Below are 19,992 nucleotides of genomic sequence, written 5' to 3'. Positions count from 1 at the left end.
TCCCGGGAGGAGCATGCAGCGGCGTTTTCATTGCGGAAAACGCCCATAGATGTACAAGCCCTGCACTACACCTACAGGAAAAATACTCATAGCGGAAGGCTCTCTGATTGCGTGTTCATGCTGCGCGACTCGGAATCACGCCCAGTTGCGTCATCAATCCCATCGTGTCCATGAGGATGCGGGTGTCCTTGATCCGGGCCTTTTCCAGGCGATCGATGACGATGCCCCATACCCGGACCTGCCTTCCCGTTGGAGGCACTCCAAAGAATTCACCTTGATGTGTCCCGGTCCATTCGAACCGGCTCACCACCTTCTCTCCCTCCGCAATCTGCTCTAAAACGGAGAAGACGAGATCGGGGAAGCCAGTGCGGAAGGCTTGAATAATGTCCTTCACACCCTCAAGCCCTGGACCTTGACCAGGGAGGGGAACCTGCTCAACGACATCCTCCCAGACGAACTCCACGGTTCGATCGATCTGACCCTGGGTGATCACTTCCTCTGCAAAGCGACGAACGATAGCCGAGTTCTCCTGTGTCAATGCGGTTCTCCTTTCAGCACCCTGAGCATATTAGTCCAGTTGAGGGAATTCGCGGTGATTCGTCTGGGCCTTCATGGAAACCTATAGAGCCCTTGGGCCTTCAATGTGCCGGATACCTGGCGTTGCTGCGCCGGGCTGATGCTTCGGCGTCTTGTATGCTTCCTAGCAGGAACGATCAGGAAGAAGAGGCATTGATGAGCAGAGTAATCCTTCCTATCTTTTTGATATTGTCGTCGGCGTACGTATATTCACAGCAACCTATAACTACGTTCCGCTACGAGGTCGTTTCAATTCACGAAGGCCAGGTTGCTCGAGATGGGTCTTTGACGGTGAATGGCGGCGTGGAAGGCGTCCACAACGGCCGCCTTGAGCTTACAAACTGGGGCCTGCAGGGCTTTCTGTCCAGGGCTTTTCACCTTCAGTACGATCACATCGAGGGCGTTCCCGACTCGCTACGCCACGCCATCTATGTCATTCATGCACAGCCCGGCGAAGAAACAAACGCAGCGCTCAAATCCATGACGGATGACGAGGCGGCAAAGGCCAAACTAGCGATGATGCAGGAGATCCTCAGGGACAGATTCCATCTTCGTTATCATGTCGAAACGCGCGAGGCGCCCAGCTTTCTACTCGTTACCGGTAAGCAGCCCAAACTCAGGCGGTCGACGGCGAAACCACTCGTCGATGGCGACGAGCGCCGCTACAATCCAGACGATCTTACACAGCCCGCCATCAGAGAGACCTGTTCTGCGCACGGCTGTGCCTTGGCCGCCCGCGGCCAGACAATCGAGCGGCTCGCGGAGATGATTGGAGGCCAGCTACCAGGACCGGTCGTTGACCGCACCAATTTATCTGGCCTTTGGGACTTTGAACTTCAGTGGAGCTCCTCCTACGACACTTCGACAGGACAGGATTATCTTCCCGTTGAGGCTGCCTTAGCGGAACAGCTTGGTCTGAAGCTCGAGCGTGGCAAATCGCCTCAGGAGTTCCTGGTTGTAGAGCATGTCGAGGCTCCAACGCCGAACTAGCCGAGGAAACGTAGACCAGAGCGTGCTGAGCTCGGTGGGATCAGCGGGCTTCAGCCCGCTGATAAAGACGTAAAAGTAAATGGGCTTTAGCCCTGGGCCTCCTTCCTGATAAAGAAAAAAGGCCCAGGGCTAAAGCCCGTTTCTTATAGAGCCAATAAACGCGGGCTGAAGCCCGCGTCTCCCACCCGATTCGGGGCACTCTTCATTTAGCGTTTACCTGAAATGTGATCAGTTTGGAAGGGAAGAGATGAACGCATCGATCTCTTGTAGAACCCGCTGCTCATGTGATCGATATACGTAATGACTCGCATGTGGGATACGAATGACGTGGGCGGAGGGTACTTGAGACTCGAATGCTTTGGCCTGGTACTCCGTTATACGCAAGTCGCGTGCTTCGAAGGCCGCCCTCGATGCTGAGTAGTCCTGTGTTGGTCCGAAATCATGCGGTTCTGCAAAGATCACAAGCGCCGGGCAGTGAATGGTGGGGAAATTCTCGAAGCCGGAGAAGATGGCATACAGATACGGTGGTGGCGCCGCCCTCTGACCTGAACCGGTAGGTGTAGGTGGAAGCTCGGATCGGTACTCCGCAATTTCCCTCTCCAGCAGTTTGAGCTGCTCTTCTATTTCATTCAGGGATTTAGGGACATCTGTGGGAATATTGCCCGGTACAAGCTGCGATAACATCTCTCGCAGCTTCAGGCCGTCGAGCAGAACTTGACCGTGGGCCTGATCGTAGAGAGCGTAGGTGTAGCCCGCGTCCAGATAGATCAAGCCAGCGACGACATCAGGATGATGGAAGCCGATGTCGCTGAGTTCTTCTCCTGCGAGAGAGTGACCCGCCAAAATCGGCCGATTGATATGAAGCGCCGAGATCACGGCGATCACGTCATCTCCCAGGCGGGTAGCGCTGTAGTTGGCGGTCACGAACTCAGGTTTGCCCGATGCTCCGAACCCGCGCCGGGTGATTCCGTAGACGTGATAGTTGGTTCTGAGCTTCCGGGCGAAAGTATCGAACGCATGAGCGGTGTCTCCCATGCCTGCGAGAAGAATAAGAGACCGGCCTGTCCCACCCCAATCGAGAACCTCAAGCCTGAGCCCAGGCTCGACCTGGATCATCCTCACCTCATGAGGAGAGAAATCGGCGTCACTTTTCGGTTGGGATGTTTGAGCCCAAACGCGACTGCACAACAGCGTCGCGACGACAATGCGGACGAGTAGCTGAAAGCTCATAAAGTTCGGCAAGCGCGATCAGGAAGCCACAACGTGGACACTGATTCTGAGGCTCGAATTATTGAGGCCACGTGGAAGCGCCGCGTATTTGGCGTCCCTTACTGCCGCCCAAACGGCTTTTGCCATAGGTGTACCCTGCGTGCCTGCGCCCAATCGCAATGATGAGAGATTTCCAGCGGACTCAATCGTCAGGACCAACTCCACCTCTTGCTGATCCCTCGATTGAACTCCGAGTGCGGTTAGCTTCTCGGAGAGATCATGCTCAAGTTCTAAAACTAGTTCCTTGCGATATGCATCGAGTTGAGCGCCCTTCACGTCGCTCAATACATCGAGAGTCACCCTTGGCCCGTATAACTGCTGTGCGCTTTGTGTCGTGGAGGTTTGAGCCTGCAGCGGGCCGGCAAACGGATTTGCAAGCAAGACGGCGGAAAGGAACGGAGCAAGTCTTCTCATGAGCAGCATCGTATGCTGGGTGATGCTTGGGAGACAAGAATGAAAGTAAGGTATGACGAAATGCGCAGGCTTGCGTCTATTCATCATCGCTACGACCTTCCCACGGCTGCTGCGATATTCAGGTAAGCATGCGTAGTTGTTCATTGACCTGGTCCATAGCGGCCTACGTTCTCTTACTCTGCACATGGCACACGTGCGCGCAGACCGCGCCTTCGGAGGATCGATCTCAGAATCCTTACACGCTAAAGGTCTCTGTCGATGAGGTTGTGCTGACCTTCCACGTACTTGATAGCCACGGACTTCCGGTAAACGACCTCAAAGGCAATGAAGTGCGCCTTCTCGATAACGGCTCGCTTCCGCGCAGGATCGTCAGCTTCGACTCCGTGGTCAATCGACCCATTCGGGCTGCGATCCTGATCGACACGAGCGGATCGATGCAGCAAGCTTTGCCGGTCAGTAAGCGCATCGCACAGCGCTTCGCGGAACGTATCTTCCGGCAGGGATCGGACCAGGCTATTGCGATTGATTTCGCTTATGCGGCAAACACTGCCTCACAGTGGACCGGCGATCCATCGTCTTTATCGCAAACGATCCAGAATGTGCACCTGGGAGCGATGAGCTCTCTCCGGGGAACGGCGATCTTCAGCGCGATCTTTCGCGCCTGTGCCTACGATCTAAAGAATGCAGATCCGTCAGCGACAGGGAACTTCATTCTCCTGTTTTCCGATGGCGAGGATAATGCCGGGCTGACATCGCTTGAGTCAGCTCTGCGGGCCTGCCAGCATAGCAACACTGTGATCTACGCTTTTCGGGTTCGCTCGAGCGTTTCTCCAGACTCAACCGGACCGAAGACCCTGGCGGACCTTGCCGCCAATACCGGTGGGCGTGTGTTTCAAGCTGACGAGACACCGGATGCAATCTGGAATGACCTGAAAATGATTGAATCGGCGATGCGGAACCAATACCGGCTTATCTATACGCCAGCTAATCTTAAGCACGATGGCGCGTTCCATGCGATTGAACTTCAAATGCCCGATCGCGTAGATCGTGTTGAGGTCCGCTCCGGCTATTTCGCCAGCCGATAACAATTTGCGTCAATCCAGTCTCTCCATCCTTAAAATCGCAGATAAAAATCTTTCGCATAGATGTTCGAGTGGAGTACTATGGTCTCCCATAGTCATTCGAGGGGAGAGTCATAGCGAGGAATAAAATCTCTTTGCCGTCGTTGTCTGCCAGAGAGCGATTCCATCGCTGCCGGCGAATTAATGACTCACCACTTAACTAGATGCAAGCCCTCAGCGGCTAAAGCCGTGGTCTTCTTCTAGCTCTGTACGGCACGGCTAAAGCCATGCCCTTAAACACGACATCGCGCTGCGCGCGACCGGGGACAGCGCGGATCGTGCTCAGCTCCATCCTTCCGTTGCGCGTAGCGTAACCATTTCGCGCTTAGAGGGTTTTCCTGTTGCTGGGTATCCCGGAAAAAATGCGCAGCGACTACACCTGCAGGGAAAATGCTCGATCGCGCATGTAAGGAGGAGTCCGACGGTGGGAAGACTGTGCAATAGAGTGCTTGGGTTGTTGCTGCTCATTCCGTCCGCGGTTGGTGTGGCACAGGAGTTGGCGATTGAAGACGCGGCTGTTTATACGTCGCCAGAGGCGCCACTGCGCAGGCATATGACTATCGTGATCCACCAGGGTGTGATTGCGGATGCAGGAGAGCATGTGCGCATTCCTAAGGGGATGCAAAGGATTTCCTGCCAGGGGTGTGTTGTGCTCGCCGGGTTCTGGAATGCGCACGTGCATTTTATGGAGCCAAAGTGGAACGATGCCGCACATCTACCCGCAGAGAGATTGACACGCCAGTTGAGCGAGATGCTCACCCACTCAGGATTTACGACGGTGGTCGATACGGGTTCGGAGGTAGAGAATACCGTTGCACTGCGGAAGCGGATAGAAAGTGGTGAAGTCTTCGGTCCGCGCATCTTCACCGCGGGCATTCCACTCTATCCTGCCCATGCGCTGCCTTTCTATTTAGCGGACGTTCCCGCAGACGTGAAAGCAAAGCTGGGACAACCAGAGACTGCCGCCGATGCAAAGGCGCTTGTCGACAAGAACCACGCCGCCGGAGCGGACATCCTCAAGCTCTTCACCGGTTCAATCGTTCGTCCAAATCAAGTCACTCCCATGCAAGTGGAGATCGCGCGTGCAGCTACCGAGGAGGAACATAAGAGCGGAGGGCTGGTTTTTTCGCATTCATCGAACATGGAAGGAACGAAAGTGGCGATCGATGCCGGCGTGGATGTTCTGGCTCATACGCCAGAGTCTGTGAACGGAATTGATGGAGTTGTCTTGCAGCGTATGGTCGCGCAGCAAATGACCATCATTCCGACCCTGAAGCTATTTTCCCAGGACAGTGATATCGCGAAGATTCGCGGGCTGGATTATCAATTCCGCCAGCTTGGCGGGCGCCTGGTTTATGGTACCGACACTGGATTTCTTGCCGACTACGATCAAAGCGAGGAATTTCGCCAGCTGATGGCTGCGGGATTTACCTTTCGCGATGTATTGGACATGCTGACGACAGCTCCGGCTGCGCTGTTTCATCTCTCACAGCATGAAGGCAAAGTGATGCCAGGAATGCGCGGCGATCTGACGGTTCTGTCAGATGATCCGGCATCGGGCCGTCCAGAGACATTCAACCACGTTCTCTATACAATCCGCGGAGGCGTTGTAATCTGGCAGGCAGATCGACCGACGAAGTGATTCATTCGCTGAACGAGCCTTGTATTTCATACGAGCCGTAGCAATTCGCTACTCTAAATGAAGGGCCGTTCGGGCACCCATGCGTTGGGCGTCATCCATTCGTACCGGAACCCGCCGAACTTGGTTCGCGGCTGTGAACTATTCGAGCGGAGCTCGAAATGGGTGGGAGACGCGGGCTTCAGCCCGCGTTTTGCGGACTCTAAGAGAGACGGGCTTTAGCCCTGGGTCTTTTCTATCCGTCAGGAAAAGGCCCAGGGCTAAAGCCCATTTATTTTTGTGCTTTATCAGCGGGCTAAAGCCCGCTGCTCCCACCCGTTAAACCCCGCCGCACTCCTCTTCCGGAATACCAACAACTGGAAAAATGCTTTAGAATCCACGTCCATGCACCTACGCTTCGGCTTCCGAACTCTGATCGCTATTTGCGTTACGTTGGCGATACTGCTTGGCGTCGTCGCGTTTGTGCAGTATCGATGGTCGAAACGTGTGGCCGCTGCAGATATACAGCGTGAGCGCGAACACCTTAATGCTTCCGCTTCTCTTTTTGTGACGCGGTTCAATCGGAACATCGCCGACGTCGTTGGATTCCTTCAGAACGACGCTCAAACAGCATGGTCAACTGGTGCGGCATTGCCCGCTTCGCCGAAGGTTCTGAAGGAACTCTATCTTCTGGATACTTCTGGTCCACAGCCCCGGGTTCGGCGCGCGGATGCTTCCGGTGCTTTCGCTGCTGTATCGATACCCGAGTGGATGAAGCCGGTGGACTGCATGAGTTTGATTTCCACGCAACCGCTTGCAATCACGTCACCCCTGTTCGATTCTGTCCGCGAAGAGGCCGCGCCCGGCCGAGGTCAGATCGTACTCAGGACATCACGTGGCGGCCGCTGCTTTGTCGCGTTGCTGAACGAGGACTTCATCAAGGACACGCTCGTCCCGGCGCTGCTTCAGGAGACCTTTGGCGAATCCTCCATGAACGACTATGATTTCGCGATCGTCTCGCGGGATCGTGACGGCGAGCGGATCTATGGCCCGAGGGTTACGCCGGATCTCAGGCGAACGTTCTTCACGGTGCCGCTCCGGAGTCTGTTACCGGCGCCAAAGGGCCCACCCTCTACTTCGGGCAGGGGTATCTCCCTCTACCAGCACTATCAGATCGGAACGATCAATCGCAGAGCGCCGGGGCCTCCTCAGTTGGGAGATGGAATCTGGGAGTTGCAGATCGCACGTCGCGGTATGTCGCTTCCTGCAGCTTTCAGACTTGAGCGCCGGCGGGATCTCCTGATTGGTGTCGCGGCGGAACTGCTGCTTGGCGCAGCCATCGTTCTGCTTGTGATTGGCGCGCACCGGATGCAGCAGGTTGCTGAGCAGAGAATGCAGTTCGTTGCCGCGATCTCGCATGAACTGCGCACGCCGGTATCGTCCATCTCCATGCTTTCGCGCAATCAGGCAGACGGCCTGGTGACGGGTGCGGACAAGGTCTCCCAGTACGGCGAGCTCATCCATCAGCAGTCACGCCGGCTGAGCGAAATGATCGAGCAGACGCTTCAATATGCCGGCATACACTCCCACCTCGGCACACGAATGCGCACGTCTGTCGATGTTGACGCAGTGATCGCTGCCGCCCTGGATGCCCACAAGGAAGAGCTTGCTCGTGAGCAGTTTCATGTAGAGCAGGTCGTTCCTCACGGACTTCCCGCAGTTCACGGCGATGCAGGCCTGCTCCGCATTGCCATCGACAATCTGCTTTCGAATGCCATCAAGTATGCAAAGAGTGGCCGGTGGATCGGCATCCGGGCCGAACACTCTGTGAAGGAACGCGTGATTCTTGTTCATGTCTCTGACCACGGTCCGGGTATCGAGGACTCGGATCAGGAACGCCTGTTCGAGCCCTTCTATCGCGGCCGAACTGCCGTAGAGACGGGCGCTTCGGGTTCGGGTATCGGCCTTAGCCTCGTGCGCTCCGCCGCCGAGGCGCACGGCGGTTCCGTTACAGTCGTAAGCGCACCAGGACGAGGCAGCACCTTTACGCTGAGAATACCCGCATGACCCGCATTCTGTTTATTGAAGACGAACCCGCTTTTGCGATCGGTGTGATCGATCGTCTGCGTGCGGACGGCTATGACGTCATATGGGAGAGCAACGGAAGTGCAGGGTATCAGGCTGCATGTGCGGATACGTTTGACCTCATCCTGCTGGATGTGTCGCTGCCGGGTAAGAACGGATTCGATATCTGCCGTGATCTGCGGCGTGAGGGCGTATCCGCCCCTGTACTGATGCTTACTGCACGCGGCGAGGTGATCGATCGTGTGCTGGGCCTGAAGCTTGGCGCGGACGATTACGTGCAGAAGAACTGCGAACCCATCGAACTGATGGCGCGCATCGAAGCACTGCTTCGCCGGTCGCAATCGTCGGTGATTTCTCCGGAGGTTGCGTCTTTCGGCGACATCCGCGTTGATTTCCGCCAGCATGAAGTCTCTCGCGCAGGCGTTGCTGTGGTTCTTACGCCGATAGAGTTTCGCTTGCTTGAGTATCTGTTCGAACGTCGTGGCAACGTCGTCACCCGCGAAGAGCTGCTGGAGAATGTGTGGTCCGCCGATGGCGGCATGCTGAGCCGCACGGTCGATGTGCATGTAGCCGGCCTGCGCAAGAAGATCGAGGCCGATCCTCGCTATCCGCGCTTTCTGCTCACCATCAAGGGTGCTGGATACAAACTGACGATCTAGAGCATTTCCTGTTGCTGAGCATCATGGTGGAGGCCCTCAGCGGCTAAAGCCGCGGTCTCTTTCTAGCTCTGTACGGCACGGCTAAAGCCGTGCCCTTAACACGACATCGCGCTGCGCGCGACCGGATAACAGGGCGGATCGTGTTCAGCGCCATCCTTCCGTTGCGCGTAGCGCAACCATTTCGCGCCGAAGGTGCGAATGCCTTGCTTAAGGGCATTGGCTTCAGCCATGCCATAAGGATCTCCATTGAGACGCGGCTTTAGCCGCTGAGGGCATAGGTTCGGCAGCCCAGCCGCGACTTTACATTCCTTACATACAATTTGCACGCCTGACGTGCGCCCCGCGCCAGAATCAGGCTTATGAAACCGCTCTCGATCCTTCCCGTCGTGCTGGCCGCTTCCTTTGCGGCCGCAACTGCGCAGCAGCCACAAAGCAGCCGTTCGTTCGAGGTCGCGTCCATTCGCCCGGGAGCATCCGCAACGGCGGAGATGATCGCGATCAGAATGAACGCTGACCGCTCGATGATTCACTACGTGAATGTCTCCGTGCGGGATCTCATTCGTGTGGCCTACGGAGTGAAGGAGTTCCAGGTCAGTGGCCCTGAGTCGATACGCAACCGCTTCGACATCGAGGCGAAGTATCCCGAGGGCGCCACAAGAGACCAGGTACCGGAGATGCTGCAGTCTCTGTTGAGAGACCGCTTCAAACTAGAGCTACATCGCGAGACGAAAGAGCAGGCAGTCTACGCGCTGGTCGTGGGCAAGAACGGACCGAAGCTCAAGACGACGACAATCCCGCCGTCAGACTACCCTGACAGTCCCAACCGTCGCCCGGGCACGCCCGTGCGCGGTGACATTCAGATGCTGGGTGGCCCGTCTGGCCTGCACCTGACCGGACCCGCCGTGACCATGAGCAGACTGAGCGAAACGCTCTCCGGCTTTACCGATAAGCCGATCGTAGACCAGACAGGTTTACCGGGAGAGTACGACATCGATCTCACCTTCTTTCCGGAGAACATGATGCTCCGCATGGGCGGAGGACCGGGTGGACCTGGTGGCCCTGGTGGCCCTGGCGGGGCTGGCGGTCCTGGTGGTCCAAGACAGGGGCCTGACGGCGGTGCTGACACTCACTCCGAGCCACGCCTCACCATCTTCGACGCGCTGCAACAGTACGGTCTCAGGCTCGAATCCCGCAAGGCGCCTCTGATGCAGCTTGTCGTGGATCACATTGAGAAGACGCCGACGGAGAACTGATGCGCTCGTATTGGTTCTGGCTGGTTCTCGCTCTGCTTGGGGCATTCGTTCTGCAGGCTCATGCGGCTGACACTCGCGGAACCGTGACCTTCAAAGGCCTGCCTGTCCCGGGCGCGTCGGTCACGGCATCGCATGACGGCAAGACGGTCACTGTTGTCACGGATGCTTCGGGTGCGTATGCATTCACAGATCTCAACGATGGACCGTGGACCGTCAGCGTGGAGATGTTCGGCTTCACGACGGTGCGCGAGCAGATGGATGTCCGCTCTGACATTGCACCGCGTCGCTGGGAGCTGTCGTTACTTACCCTCGGCGAGCTTGAGAAACACATGCCCATCGCACCGCCCGCACCACAACGCGCGACGCAGCCCGCTCCGCCTGCAGGAGTCACTGCTGTATCTTCCGTAAGCGGAGACTCGCTACGCCCGGATGGCGCCGCTGCTTTTGGTGCAGAGCCTGGGTTGCTGGTAAATGGCAGCGTCAGCAATGGCGCAACGTCGAGCTTCCGCTTGCCGGGTTCGTTCGGGAACAATCGCTCCGGCGGGCGCCGGCCGTATAACTTCAGCCTTGTAGCCCAGGAACAGAACTCGGCTTTGGATGCACGCTCGTATTCGCTTGCCGGCAACGAAGGCGCTAAGCCAACCTACAACAACTACACCGGCGCGGTCACCGCCGGCGGTCCTTTGCGCATCCCGCACCTGCTGCGCGATGGACCATACGTCTTCGCGCAATACACGTGGCATCGCGTCAGCACTGCTGCGACTACGTCCGCGCTGGTGCCGACTGCCGCAGAGCGTACTGGTGATCTTTCGGGCCAGACAACGGCTACAGGGCAACCAGTTGTTATCTACGACCCTGCGACTGGACAGCCGTACCTCAACAACAAGGTGCCGGTCACGCCGCAGGCGCAGGCTCTTCTCAATCTCTATCCATTGCCGAATGTTGCAGGCAATCGCCGGTACAACTTCCAGCTTCCGCTTCTCAGCAGTTCTCACATTGATGCTGGAAACCTGCACATGGATAAAAATCTCAACACAAAGAACCAGCTCAGGGGGTACTTCAACTTCTCCAGCACGCGCACCAGCGGAAACAATCTCTTTGGTTTCACCGATACCGAGCGCATTCTGGGCCACAACGGCAACATCGACTGGCTGCACAGCTTCAATCAACGTCTTCGTCTCGATCTCGCATATGACTTCAGCCGTCTGGCAACGACAGACACCCCCTACTGGCAGAACCGCGCAGATATCTCCGGAAGCGCGGGGATCAAAGGCAACAGCCGTGCGCCGGTTGATTGGGGACCGCCCACTCTCAGTTTCTCTGGCGGCAGCGGCATCGCTGCGCTGACAGACGGCATCAGTGCGCACAATCGCAACGAAACGAACAAAGTCTCCGCGAGCCTCACCTGGAATCACTCAGGGCACAACCTTGCATTCGGTTTTGACTTCCGTAGGCAGCAGTTCAACTATCTTGCGCAAGCAAACCCACGCGGCACTCTTACCTTCACGGGAACCGCGACAAGCAAGAGCAACGTTCCCGGCAGCGGTTCCGATCTGGCCGGCTTTCTGGTTGGTGTTCCTGACGCCAGCGCGATCTCGTTTGGCAATGCCGACAAGTATCTGCGCCAATCGGTTTACAACGCCTATGTGAATGATGACTGGCGGCTGAGTCCGGAATTCAGTGTCAATGCCGGCATCCGCTGGGAGTTCGGTGCACCCATGACGGAGCTGAAAAATCGCCTCGTCAACCTTGATCTCTCAAATGGTTTCTCCGCTGCCGCACCCGTTCTCGCAAGTGCGCCTTTGGGAACGGTAACGGGCCAGCACTATCCCGATTCGCTCTTGCGCCCGTACCGTCTTGGTCTGGAGCCGAGAATCGGCTTTGCCTGGCATCCGAACACTGGCGGCTCGCTGGTGGTGCGCGGTGGTTATGGCATTAACTACGACACCTCTGTTTATCCATCGCTCTATCTGCAGCTTGCACAACAGTCGCCTCTCTCCAAAAGCCTCAACGTTCAGAACAGTACCGTCTGCCCGCTGACGCTGGCTTCGGCCTTCAATCCCTGCGCCACAACAACGCAGAACACTTTCGCCGTTGATCCGAATCTGAAGATCGGCAGCATCCAGACATGGACACTCGAGGTGCAGCGTGATCTGCCGTGGTCGCTGCAATGGAACGCGAGCTATCTCGGGAACAAGGGCACGCATGGGATGCAGAAGTCCTACCCGAACTCGTTTGCTCCAGGCGCCGGCAATCCGTGCCCTTCATGTCCGGTCGGATTTGCGTATATCAGCTCCGGCGGTAACTCGACGCGTGAAGCAGGGAAGTTCCAGCTCCGGCGCCGCCTGCGTAGCGGTTTTGCGGCAAGCGTCGCGTATACCTTCGCGAAGTCCATCGATAATGACGCGGTGCTCGGCGGCCAGAACGGCGGCAGCGCGACATTGCCCGCTGCCCAGAACTGGCGTGACCTCGCAGCGGAACGCGGCCTCTCCACCAACGATCAACGTCACCTGCTCAGCGCGTCGGCGCAGTACACCACAGGCATGGGTATCGGCGGCGGGTCGCTGCTCGATGGCTGGCGTGGTTCGCTCTACAAAGAGTGGACAGCTCTGGTTACGATCTCCGCCGGCAGCGGTTTGCCAGTCACGCCGTATACCGCGGCATTGCTGGGAGGCACCGGAGCGCATGGCTCGGTGCGGCCTGACCTCACCGGCGCGTCTATCTATGCTGCGCCCGTAGGCCTCGCGCTTAATCCTGCCGCCTTTGCAGCTCCGGTATCGGGGCAGTTTGGCAACGCGCGGCGGAACTCCATCACCGGGCCATCGCAGTTGAGCATGGACTTCTTCATGAGCCGTACCTTCCGTCTCCGCGACCATTGGAACCTCGATCTGCAGATCAAGGCGAACAACGTACTCAACCACGTTGCCTTCGGATCGTATGTTGCCAATCTCCAAAGCACACAATTCGGTCTGCCGACTTCGCCCAACAGCATGCGCACTCTGCAGATGACCGCACGACTGAGGTACTAGTTCCATGAGACTCGCTAGAGCATTTTTCCTGTTGCTGGGTATCCCGGGAGGGGCGTGCAGCGGCGTTTTCATTGTGGAAAACGCCCATAGATGCAAAAGCCCTGCACTACACCTACAGGAAAAATGCTCTATCGCCACTGCATTGCTGTTCTTGTGGACTGCTGTCGCCGTCGCTCAACAGGTAGGGCAAAATGCGTCGACTACTACCAGCGACGGCACGCCCATTCTGAAGGTGTCGTCGCAACTTGTCATCGAAACCATCTCGGTCAAGGACAAGAAGGGCAATCCGGTCTCCGGCCTTACGCAGAAGGACTTCGCCATTACGGAAAATGGTGCGCCGCAGAATATCCGCGTCTTTGAATATCAAGCACTGGCAGAGCCGGAATATCAGGCGCTGGCAGAGCCAACCGCCGTCGCTATGCCTCCGGCGCCCGCGTACGTAAAGCCATATAACAAGTTGTCGCACTTCGAGATCGAGCCGGAGCTGAAGGGCAGCGGCAAGTATCGCGATAAGCGGCTTCTTGCGCTTTACTTCGACATGACCGGAATGGATCCCGGTGACCAGTATCGCGCGCTGTCGGCGGCAGAGAAATTCGTCCGCACTGAGATGCAGCCGCAGGACATGTTCGCCATCCTCCGGTACTCGGGCGCAGCAGTGGAGGTCTTGCAGGACTTCACCGCTGACCGTACGCGTCTCCTCAGCATCCTTGCGACGCTCACCGTAGGAGAGGACCGTGGATACGACAACTCCACGAGTGGCGACGCCGCTGCGTCCGATTCCGGCTCAGCCTTTGGCCAGGACGATACAGAGTTCAACATCTTCAATACGGATCGCCAGCTCTCTGCGCTCCAGACCGCGGCAAACATGCTCGGCCGTCTCAGCGAGAAGAAGTGCCTGGTGTATTTCGCGAGCGGATTACGGCTCAACAGCATGGACAATCAGGCACAGCTTCATGCGACGATCAACTCGGCCATTCGCGCCGGAGTCTCGTTCTGGCCGATTGATGCCCGCGGGCTCGTCGCCAGTGCACCGCTCGGGGATGCGACACAGGGCTCCGCCGGCGGATCGCAGATGTACACGGGGGCCTCGGCGTTGGCCATGACCAACCGGATGCAGCAGTCGCAGGACACGCTGTACGCGCTTGCCGGCGATACCGGCGGTAAGGCGCTGCTGGACACCAATGATCTCGGCCGCGGCATCCACAACGCGGAGCGCTCCATCTCCAGCTACTACATCGTTGGCTACTACACCACCAATACCGCGAAGGATGGCAAGTATCGCCGCGTGAAGGTGGCGCTCAACCGCTCCGACCTTGAAGCCGATCTCGACTATCGCCAGGGCTACTACGCGAACAAAGAGTTCAACCAGTTCAACGTTGCTGACAAGGAACGTCAGCTTGAAGATGCGCTGATGCTGCCCGACCCGATCACGGATCTGGCGATCGCGATGGAGCTGGACTACTTCCAGATCAATCATGCTGAATACTTCATTCCATTGACTGTAAAGATTCCAGGGCGCGAACTGGCTCTGGCAAAGCGTTTTGGAGCAGAGCGAACCACCATCGACTTCATTGGCGAGATCAAAGACGAAGCAGGCACTACGGTCGCAAACGTGAGGGACAAGGTGAGCGCGAAACTGAGCGACACCGATGCGGCGGAGATCGCCCATCATCCCATCGTGTACAGCACCGGCTTCACGCTGCTGCCCGGCCGCTACACGATCAAGTTCCTGGCACGCGACGATGAGACGGGCCGGATCGGCAGCTATCAGACGGCATTCGTGATTCCCAACCTCGATAAGGAAGACCAGCGGTTGCCCATCAGCTCTGTGGTGCTCAGCAGCCAGCGAACTGCCCTGAAGGACGCGATCTACAACGCGCAGAAGCGGAGTGCAAAGGCTGCGGAACAACATCCGCTCGTCGAAAACGGCTTGACGCTCGTTCCAAGTGTCACACGCGTCTTTCAAACGAGCCAGACCATGTTTGTCTATCTCCAGGCATACAAGCCGCGGACGAAGAGTGCTTCACCGGTCGTTGCACAGGTAAGCCTCTATCGAGATGGGAAGAGAGTATTCGAGAGCGCACCTGCAGAAGTTGCGAAAGGGTCGGGGCAACTCAATACGATCCCTCTTGAGTTCGCAATTCCGTTAAGTGAGCGAGCACCTGGCGAATACGAGTGCCAGGTGACAGTTATCGATCCAACCGGCGGGAAGGTCAACTTCTGGCGAACTACGATGGCGGTGCGGTAGGGTGTTTTCCCTGCGGGTGCATGGGGCTAAGATGGGTGGGAGCAGCGGGCTTCAGCCCGCTGATAAAGGCGTAAAGATAAATGGGCTTTAGCCCCGGGCCTTCTCTGTCCGTCAGGAAAAAGGCCCAAGGCTAAAGCCCGGCTTCTTTTGCATCCGTAAACCGAGGGCTAAAAGCCCTCGGCTCCCACCAGTCCGAGCTTCGCTCGAATGTCTTACCCATTGCAATGCAATGGATAAAGGACCCCGAACGTTCAGGGTGACAACATTTTTGATAACAACCTTAGACCGATGGCTCTGATACCTTGGGAGCGCAATTCTAGAGGGGGTATTCGTGTATCGAGTTTTGGCGGCAATCCTTCTTTCAGCGGCGACGGCTTTTGCCAACGATCTTCCAAACAAGAAGTATCTGGACCTTCCCCACATCAAAATCATGGTTTCTGCGGCGGAGGCAAAGGCGAAGGAACTCAATGTTTCCGTAACCATCTGTATTGTGGATGAGAGTGGCAATCTGCTTTTTCTGGAGAAGGGTGAAACAGCCTCACTGAACACCATTCAATTCGCCCAAAGAAAGGCGCGCCATGCCGCCTTCTACGGCAGGCCGTCCAAAGATGGAGCCGACACGATCAAAAAGGGCAATACGGAAGCGATGGCCTTCCCTGAATTTTTCCCCAACCAGGGAGGATTGCCGATTAAAATCGATGGAAAGATTCTGGGTGGAATCTCCGCGAGTGGCTCCAAATCGGAGATCGACGAAGCCATTGCGCAGTCCGGTCTTGACGCGCTTCTCAAACAATGACGGTTTTCCCCGCGTTGATTCGTCAGCAGATCGAGGCACCCACGAATTCGCGCTGGAGAGGACAGGATGCGGAAAGGATTTACTAGAAGACCGCAGGCAGACGCGCCCGCGGCGCACGGCAAAAACTACATTACTCCCAGTGGGCTCGAGCGCCTTAAACATGAGCGCCATTTTTTGCTCACCAAGGAGCGCCCTGCCGTGGTGGCGGTGGTGGCGTGGGCTGCCGGCAATGGCGATCGCAGTGAGAATGCCGACTATCAGTACGGAAAGCGACGACTGCGACAGATCGATGGGCGGATTCGCTTCCTTACGAAACGAATCGAAGCCGCGGAGGTAGTAGATCCCGAAGCCCCGAGAACGGGTCTGCGGATGAGTAAGGCATTCTTTGGCGCGACCGTTCACTACGTCAATGCCACGGGAGAAGAGCGAGTCGTGAGCATCGTCGGCACCGACGAAGTCGACCTCGAACGCAACCATATCAGTTGGGTTTCGCCCCTGGGGCGGGCACTCATGAAAACTGCGGCGGGTGATGAAATTGTTCTCCATGCGCCGCGCGGCACCGAACAGCTGACAGTGTTGGAAGTGCGGTATGAACGCATCCCGGTAGAACCGTTCCGGGAGCCACTAGGCTCCGAGTCCGGCGTCTCCATAAAGAGAGTCGATCGCTGACTCTCAGCGAGAGAGGATAGCTTCCAAAACCGAAACGCCCCTCTTTATCTCATTTTCATTACACCCTGCAAAGCCCAGGAACAACGCGGGTTTCTGCTCGTACTTGATGACAAATGAGGAGATTGGACTTACTTCCAATCCCAGTTGTTCTGCCCGTCGTTTCAACACCATTTCGGTGACACGTGTTTTGATCCAGGCCACGGTGCACATGCCAGATTGCGCGTGCTCCACATCAAGCACACCGGCAAGACGCCGATTCGCTTCTTCTGCAAGTAGCTGCGAACGATCCGAGTAGACCTGTCTCATCTTTCTGACGTGGCGGCCGAAGTGACCTTCGTTGATGAATTCCGTCAGCACGGCCTGATCTAACGTCGGAGCGTGGCGATCCATGAAGCTTCGTGCGATTCTAAACGCTTCAACGAACCGTTCCGGAACAACGATGAACCCAATGCGAAGAGCGTTGAAGAGCATCTTGGTAAAGGTTCCAACATAAATGACCGATCCAGATCGATCGAGACTGTGCAGTGACGCAATCGGCTTGCCGGAATAACGATATTCCGCGTCGTATTCGTCTTCGATAATCCATGCCCCCGCACGCGCTGCCCAGGAGAGAAGTTCGACTCGTCTCTCTGCTGACAGGACGACCCCGAGGGGAAATTGATTAGCGGGTGTCACATACACCACACGGGCGGCGGGAGATGACTTTATCGCTCTTGCAACATCCATACCGTCCCCATCGACCGGGATGGGAATCACACTCGCGCCGGCGCTCTGAAAGGCTTGAGAGGCTCCAGGGTACCCGGGATCTTCCATCCACACCTGGTCACCGGGATCGAGAAGCACCCGGGCCAAAAGGTCCAACGCCTGCTGCGCGCCGGATGTCACGATGATCTGTTCGGCAGAACAACGTACGCCGCGGGACCGGCCCACATATTCGGCGATGGCTCTTCGCAGCGGTGGATAACCACCTGCATCACCTTGCCCATACAGGGAACGCGGCGCCTTGCGATAAACGCGCGCCGCAATCCGCGCCCATTGTTCGACTGGAAACAGGTCGATAGCCGGCTCGTAGCCCCGAAACGCCTTACCGACGGAATGCGAAGCAGGCTGGAGAAATGTGGTCTTAAGAAGACTCTGCGTGCGCTTTGCGATGGTCGCTCTGGAGATTGCCTGCCGGGACGATCTTTGTTTCGCCGGAGAAGGCAGCTCCCACCCTGGCGCCGGTAAGACAAAGGTGCCAGCACTCACTTCCGACGAGACGAATCCCTCAGCCTGAAGTTGCTGGAATGCTGCCACGACTGTACCTCGGGCAAAGCCGTATTGTGCCGCCAGGTTTCTCGTGGATGGCAATCGTGCTCCAGATTTCAATCTGCCATCGATAATTGCGGAACGCAGCTCGGTGTAGAGCCAGCGCCACATCTCCTGGCCATCCTTCCTTGGTTCCAGGACCAGGTCTTGAAATGTTTCTCTCTTCGGCATTGTTCAGGCACCTTGACTATGGACTAGTCATCCCCGCTGATTATGGTCCTTCCGGCTATTCCATCCCAATATAGCCTGACCGTGGAAGGCAAAAGCCCTGGACTACACCTACAGGAAAAAGCTCCAACTTCGATTTACCAACGGGACAGTTCTTATGAAACAAACATGGCACGACTACCAGACAGGCAAGAACTCAACATGGGGAGGTGACCGATGAAGGCGATTGTAGCTACGGATCAGGCAGCGGGAATGGCTGGGGTAAAGCTCGTAGAGCGGCCCGAGCCGCAGGCGGCGATCAACGACGTTGTTGTTCAGGTTTGTGCATCGGGATTCACCGGCGATGAGCTGTCGTGGCCCTCGACCTGGACCGATCGCACCGGCCGTGACCGGACGCCTTCCATTCCGGGACACGAACTGGCCGGAGTGGTCACCGCTATCGGCTATGGCACGACGGGGCTGTCGATTGGACAGCGGGTGTTCGGCCTCACGGACTGGTATCGCGATGGCACGCTGGCGGAGTATGTGGCGGTCGAGGCACGCAACCTCGCGCCGCTTCCGGGCGACGTTGACTTCACGGTGGGCGCAGCCCTGGTGATGCCGGGCCTGACCGCGTGGCAGGGGTTGTTCGATCACGGCCGTCTTCAGGCGGGCCAGCGCATCCTCGTACACGGTGCTGCCGGCGTAGTCGGTTCGATGGCGTCGCAGCTCGCGCGTGATGCGGGTGCATACGTCATCGGCACCGGGCGCGCTGCCGGCCGTCAGACGGCTCTCGATTTTGGAGCGCAGGAGTTTGTCGACCTCGACAAGGACGCTCTGGAAGATGTCGGCGAAGTCGATCTGGTGCTCGATGTCATCGGCGGCGAAATCGCGAAGCGGTCGGTGGGGCTGGTTCGCGCCGGAGGGACGTTTGTGACCATCACCGGCTCTATGGAGGCGCGGCCCGCTGCCGGCCTGGCGGTGGATTTTGTTGTCGAAGCCGACCGCTCCCAACTGAGTAAGATCGTCCGGCGTTTGGGCGATGGCCGGCTGCGAACGAACATCGGCAGCGAGGCTTCCCTCGACGATGCCGTCGCCGCCTTCAATCGGACTGAGCGAAGCAAGGGGAAGACGATCATCCGCCCTCGACCGTAAGGACCCGAGCCTGCCTGAACCCAAGATCTTTTCGGCTCGCGTATACATACCGCGAGCTCTTAACCCAACCATTGATCTCACAGGAAAATTCCGAGCCATGGCACGAATCGAACTTCCCATACGGGATCAAGCTCCCGCCGAAACCCAGAGAATTCTCGACGAAATGGAACAGCGTTTGGGATTTCTATCAAACGGACTTCGGTTGCTCTCCTTGAGTCCGCGTGTTTTGCAGGCATATGTTGACCTCCAGACCACGATGTCGCATGTCCTCGACGCGAAGACGCGAGAAGCGGTCGCGCTGGCTGTTTCGATGGCCAACGGTTGCAAGTACTGCGTTGCCAACCACTGCTTCATCACACATGCCAATTCTCAGACAGCGGGTGACGAGATCTCGCTCAATCTCGAAGGAAAGTCCAGCGATCCAAAGAGAGCGGCTGCTGCCGCATTCGCCAAACGAATTATCGACACACATGGAAAGGTGAGCGATGCTGATCTCGCGGCCGTTCGGGTGGCCGGGTATTCCGATGCGCAGATTGTTGAACTCACCGCACTGACGGCCCGATACACTCTGACCAACTTTTTGAACAATATGGCTGACGTCGAGATCGATATTCCAGCCATGTCCAGCGTTTGATAGCCCGCAAATCGCGAAGCC

17 protein-coding genes are annotated in these 19,992 nt (G+C 57.3%); 12 read left to right on the top strand and 5 right to left on the bottom strand.

Annotated elements, in window-relative coordinates; genetic code table 11:
- Nucleotides 1-115: 115 nt before the first annotated feature.
- Nucleotides 116-538: an ester cyclase gene (locus FTW19_RS22890; protein ID WP_147649895.1), complete on the bottom strand. Its 423-nt coding sequence runs from the start codon at nucleotides 536-538 to the stop codon at nucleotides 116-118.
- A 194-nt stretch (nucleotides 539-732) separates the two neighbouring features.
- Here FTW19_RS22890 and FTW19_RS22885 point away from each other — a divergent pair, with 194 nt between their 5' ends.
- Nucleotides 733-1,566 (top strand): TIGR03435 family protein, encoded by an 834-nt coding sequence (locus FTW19_RS22885; protein ID WP_187143136.1) that lies wholly within the window; start codon nucleotides 733-735, stop codon nucleotides 1,564-1,566.
- A 228-nt stretch (nucleotides 1,567-1,794) separates the two neighbouring features.
- On the opposite strand, the gene FTW19_RS22880 is transcribed toward FTW19_RS22885, so the two are convergent.
- Nucleotides 1,795-2,682, bottom strand: coding sequence for an alpha/beta fold hydrolase (locus tag FTW19_RS22880; protein WP_187143135.1), 888 nt, complete (start codon nucleotides 2,680-2,682; stop codon nucleotides 1,795-1,797).
- Nucleotides 2,683-2,814: 132 nt separating this feature from the next.
- Nucleotides 2,815-3,393 carry a hypothetical protein gene (locus tag FTW19_RS22875; RefSeq protein WP_147649892.1) on the bottom strand — a complete coding sequence of 193 codons (579 nt, stop codon included), beginning with the start codon at nucleotides 3,391-3,393 and terminating at the stop codon, nucleotides 2,815-2,817.
- On the opposite strand from FTW19_RS22875, the gene FTW19_RS22870 reads away from it, so the two are divergent.
- From FTW19_RS22870 to FTW19_RS22855, 4 genes are all read left to right on the top strand, one after another.
- Nucleotides 3,393-4,334: a VWA domain-containing protein gene (locus tag FTW19_RS22870; RefSeq protein ID WP_187143134.1), complete on the top strand. Its 942-nt coding sequence runs from the start codon at nucleotides 3,393-3,395 to the stop codon at nucleotides 4,332-4,334. The genes FTW19_RS22875 and FTW19_RS22870 overlap by 1 nt on opposite strands.
- 460 nt (nucleotides 4,335-4,794) lie before the next feature.
- A complete protein-coding gene (locus FTW19_RS22865) occupies nucleotides 4,795-6,012 on the top strand; it encodes an amidohydrolase family protein (RefSeq protein WP_147649890.1) in 1,218 nt (405 codons plus the stop codon).
- A gap of 381 nt (nucleotides 6,013-6,393) precedes the next feature.
- Nucleotides 6,394-8,055 carry a sensor histidine kinase gene (locus tag FTW19_RS22860; RefSeq protein ID WP_147649889.1) on the top strand — a complete coding sequence of 554 codons (1,662 nt, stop codon included), beginning with the start codon at nucleotides 6,394-6,396 and terminating at the stop codon, nucleotides 8,053-8,055.
- Nucleotides 8,052-8,732, top strand: a complete 681-nt coding sequence (locus FTW19_RS22855) for a response regulator transcription factor (protein WP_147649888.1) — start codon at nucleotides 8,052-8,054, stop codon at nucleotides 8,730-8,732. The genes FTW19_RS22860 and FTW19_RS22855 overlap by 4 nt, the downstream gene beginning before the upstream one ends.
- A 95-nt stretch (nucleotides 8,733-8,827) precedes the next feature.
- Here the strand turns inward: FTW19_RS22855 and FTW19_RS26325 are convergent, their stop codons facing one another.
- A complete protein-coding gene (locus FTW19_RS26325; protein ID WP_281292403.1) occupies nucleotides 8,828-8,962 on the bottom strand; it encodes a hypothetical protein in 135 nt (44 codons plus the stop codon).
- Nucleotides 8,963-9,091: 129 nt separating this feature from the next.
- Between FTW19_RS26325 and FTW19_RS22850 the strand changes: the two genes are divergently transcribed.
- The 5 genes from FTW19_RS22850 to greB all read left to right on the top strand — a co-directional run bounded on the left by FTW19_RS22850 (nucleotide 9,092) and on the right by greB (nucleotide 16,727).
- The gene (locus tag FTW19_RS22850; RefSeq protein WP_147649887.1) at nucleotides 9,092-9,985 is read left to right on the top strand and encodes a TIGR03435 family protein; all 894 of its coding nucleotides are present in this window, start codon (nucleotides 9,092-9,094) and stop codon (nucleotides 9,983-9,985) included.
- Nucleotides 9,985-13,014 carry a carboxypeptidase regulatory-like domain-containing protein gene (locus FTW19_RS22845; protein ID WP_147649886.1) on the top strand — a complete coding sequence of 1,010 codons (3,030 nt, stop codon included), beginning with the start codon at nucleotides 9,985-9,987 and terminating at the stop codon, nucleotides 13,012-13,014. Before FTW19_RS22850 ends, FTW19_RS22845 begins: the two co-directional genes overlap by 1 nt.
- A 151-nt stretch (nucleotides 13,015-13,165) precedes the next feature.
- Nucleotides 13,166-15,262 (top strand): VWA domain-containing protein, encoded by a 2,097-nt coding sequence (locus FTW19_RS22840; RefSeq protein ID WP_246153456.1) that lies wholly within the window; start codon nucleotides 13,166-13,168, stop codon nucleotides 15,260-15,262.
- Between the two features lie 331 nt (nucleotides 15,263-15,593).
- The gene (locus FTW19_RS22835) at nucleotides 15,594-16,058 is read left to right on the top strand and encodes a GlcG/HbpS family heme-binding protein (RefSeq protein WP_147649884.1); all 465 of its coding nucleotides are present in this window, start codon (nucleotides 15,594-15,596) and stop codon (nucleotides 16,056-16,058) included.
- A gap of 66 nt (nucleotides 16,059-16,124) precedes the next feature.
- A complete protein-coding gene (gene greB / locus FTW19_RS22830; protein ID WP_147649883.1) occupies nucleotides 16,125-16,727 on the top strand; it encodes a transcription elongation factor GreB in 603 nt (200 codons plus the stop codon).
- Nucleotides 16,728-16,730: 3 nt separating this feature from the next.
- Here the strand turns inward: greB and FTW19_RS22825 are convergent, their stop codons facing one another.
- Entirely contained in the window at nucleotides 16,731-18,206 is a 1,476-nt protein-coding gene (locus FTW19_RS22825; protein WP_147649882.1) for a PLP-dependent aminotransferase family protein, read from the bottom strand.
- Between the two features lie 213 nt (nucleotides 18,207-18,419).
- Between FTW19_RS22825 and FTW19_RS22820 the strand changes: the two genes are divergently transcribed.
- Together FTW19_RS22820 and FTW19_RS22815 are read left to right on the top strand one after the other, a co-directional pair.
- Nucleotides 18,420-19,337: an NADP-dependent oxidoreductase gene (locus FTW19_RS22820; protein WP_147649881.1), complete on the top strand. Its 918-nt coding sequence runs from the start codon at nucleotides 18,420-18,422 to the stop codon at nucleotides 19,335-19,337.
- A gap of 97 nt (nucleotides 19,338-19,434) precedes the next feature.
- Nucleotides 19,435-19,971 (top strand): carboxymuconolactone decarboxylase family protein, encoded by a 537-nt coding sequence (locus tag FTW19_RS22815; RefSeq protein WP_147649880.1) that lies wholly within the window; start codon nucleotides 19,435-19,437, stop codon nucleotides 19,969-19,971.
- Nucleotides 19,972-19,992 lie beyond the last annotated feature (21 nt).

The sequence above is a fragment of the Terriglobus albidus genome (assembly GCF_008000815.1).
Lineage (GTDB): Bacteria > Acidobacteriota > Terriglobia > Terriglobales > Acidobacteriaceae > Terriglobus > Terriglobus albidus_A.
Note: the sequence above shows the minus strand (reverse complement) of the source record. Positions and strands in the feature narration are given on the sequence as shown.

Excerpts from the sequence above, each read along its gene's own strand:
- FTW19_RS22825 (WP_147649882.1), bottom strand. The coding sequence starts at position 18,206 with ATGCCGAAGAGAGAAACATTTCAAGACCTGGTCCTGGAACCAAGGAAG.
- FTW19_RS22820 (WP_147649881.1), top strand. The coding sequence starts at position 18,420 with ATGAAGGCGATTGTAGCTACGGATCAGGCAGCGGGAATGGCTGGGGTA.
- FTW19_RS22875 (WP_147649892.1), bottom strand. The coding sequence starts at position 3,393 with ATGAACAACTACGCATGCTTACCTGAATATCGCAGCAGCCGTGGGAAG.
- FTW19_RS26325 (WP_281292403.1), bottom strand. The coding sequence starts at position 8,962 with ATGGCTGAAGCCAATGCCCTTAAGCAAGGCATTCGCACCTTCGGCGCG.
- greB (WP_147649883.1), top strand. The coding sequence starts at position 16,125 with ATGCGGAAAGGATTTACTAGAAGACCGCAGGCAGACGCGCCCGCGGCG.
- FTW19_RS22855 (WP_147649888.1), top strand. The coding sequence starts at position 8,052 with ATGACCCGCATTCTGTTTATTGAAGACGAACCCGCTTTTGCGATCGGT.
- FTW19_RS22885 (WP_187143136.1), top strand. The coding sequence starts at position 733 with ATGAGCAGAGTAATCCTTCCTATCTTTTTGATATTGTCGTCGGCGTAC.
- FTW19_RS22845 (WP_147649886.1), top strand. The coding sequence starts at position 9,985 with ATGCGCTCGTATTGGTTCTGGCTGGTTCTCGCTCTGCTTGGGGCATTC.
- FTW19_RS22860 (WP_147649889.1), top strand. The coding sequence starts at position 6,394 with ATGCACCTACGCTTCGGCTTCCGAACTCTGATCGCTATTTGCGTTACG.
- FTW19_RS22880 (WP_187143135.1), bottom strand. The coding sequence starts at position 2,682 with ATGATCCAGGTCGAGCCTGGGCTCAGGCTTGAGGTTCTCGATTGGGGT.
- FTW19_RS22850 (WP_147649887.1), top strand. The coding sequence starts at position 9,092 with ATGAAACCGCTCTCGATCCTTCCCGTCGTGCTGGCCGCTTCCTTTGCG.
- FTW19_RS22815 (WP_147649880.1), top strand. The coding sequence starts at position 19,435 with ATGGCACGAATCGAACTTCCCATACGGGATCAAGCTCCCGCCGAAACC.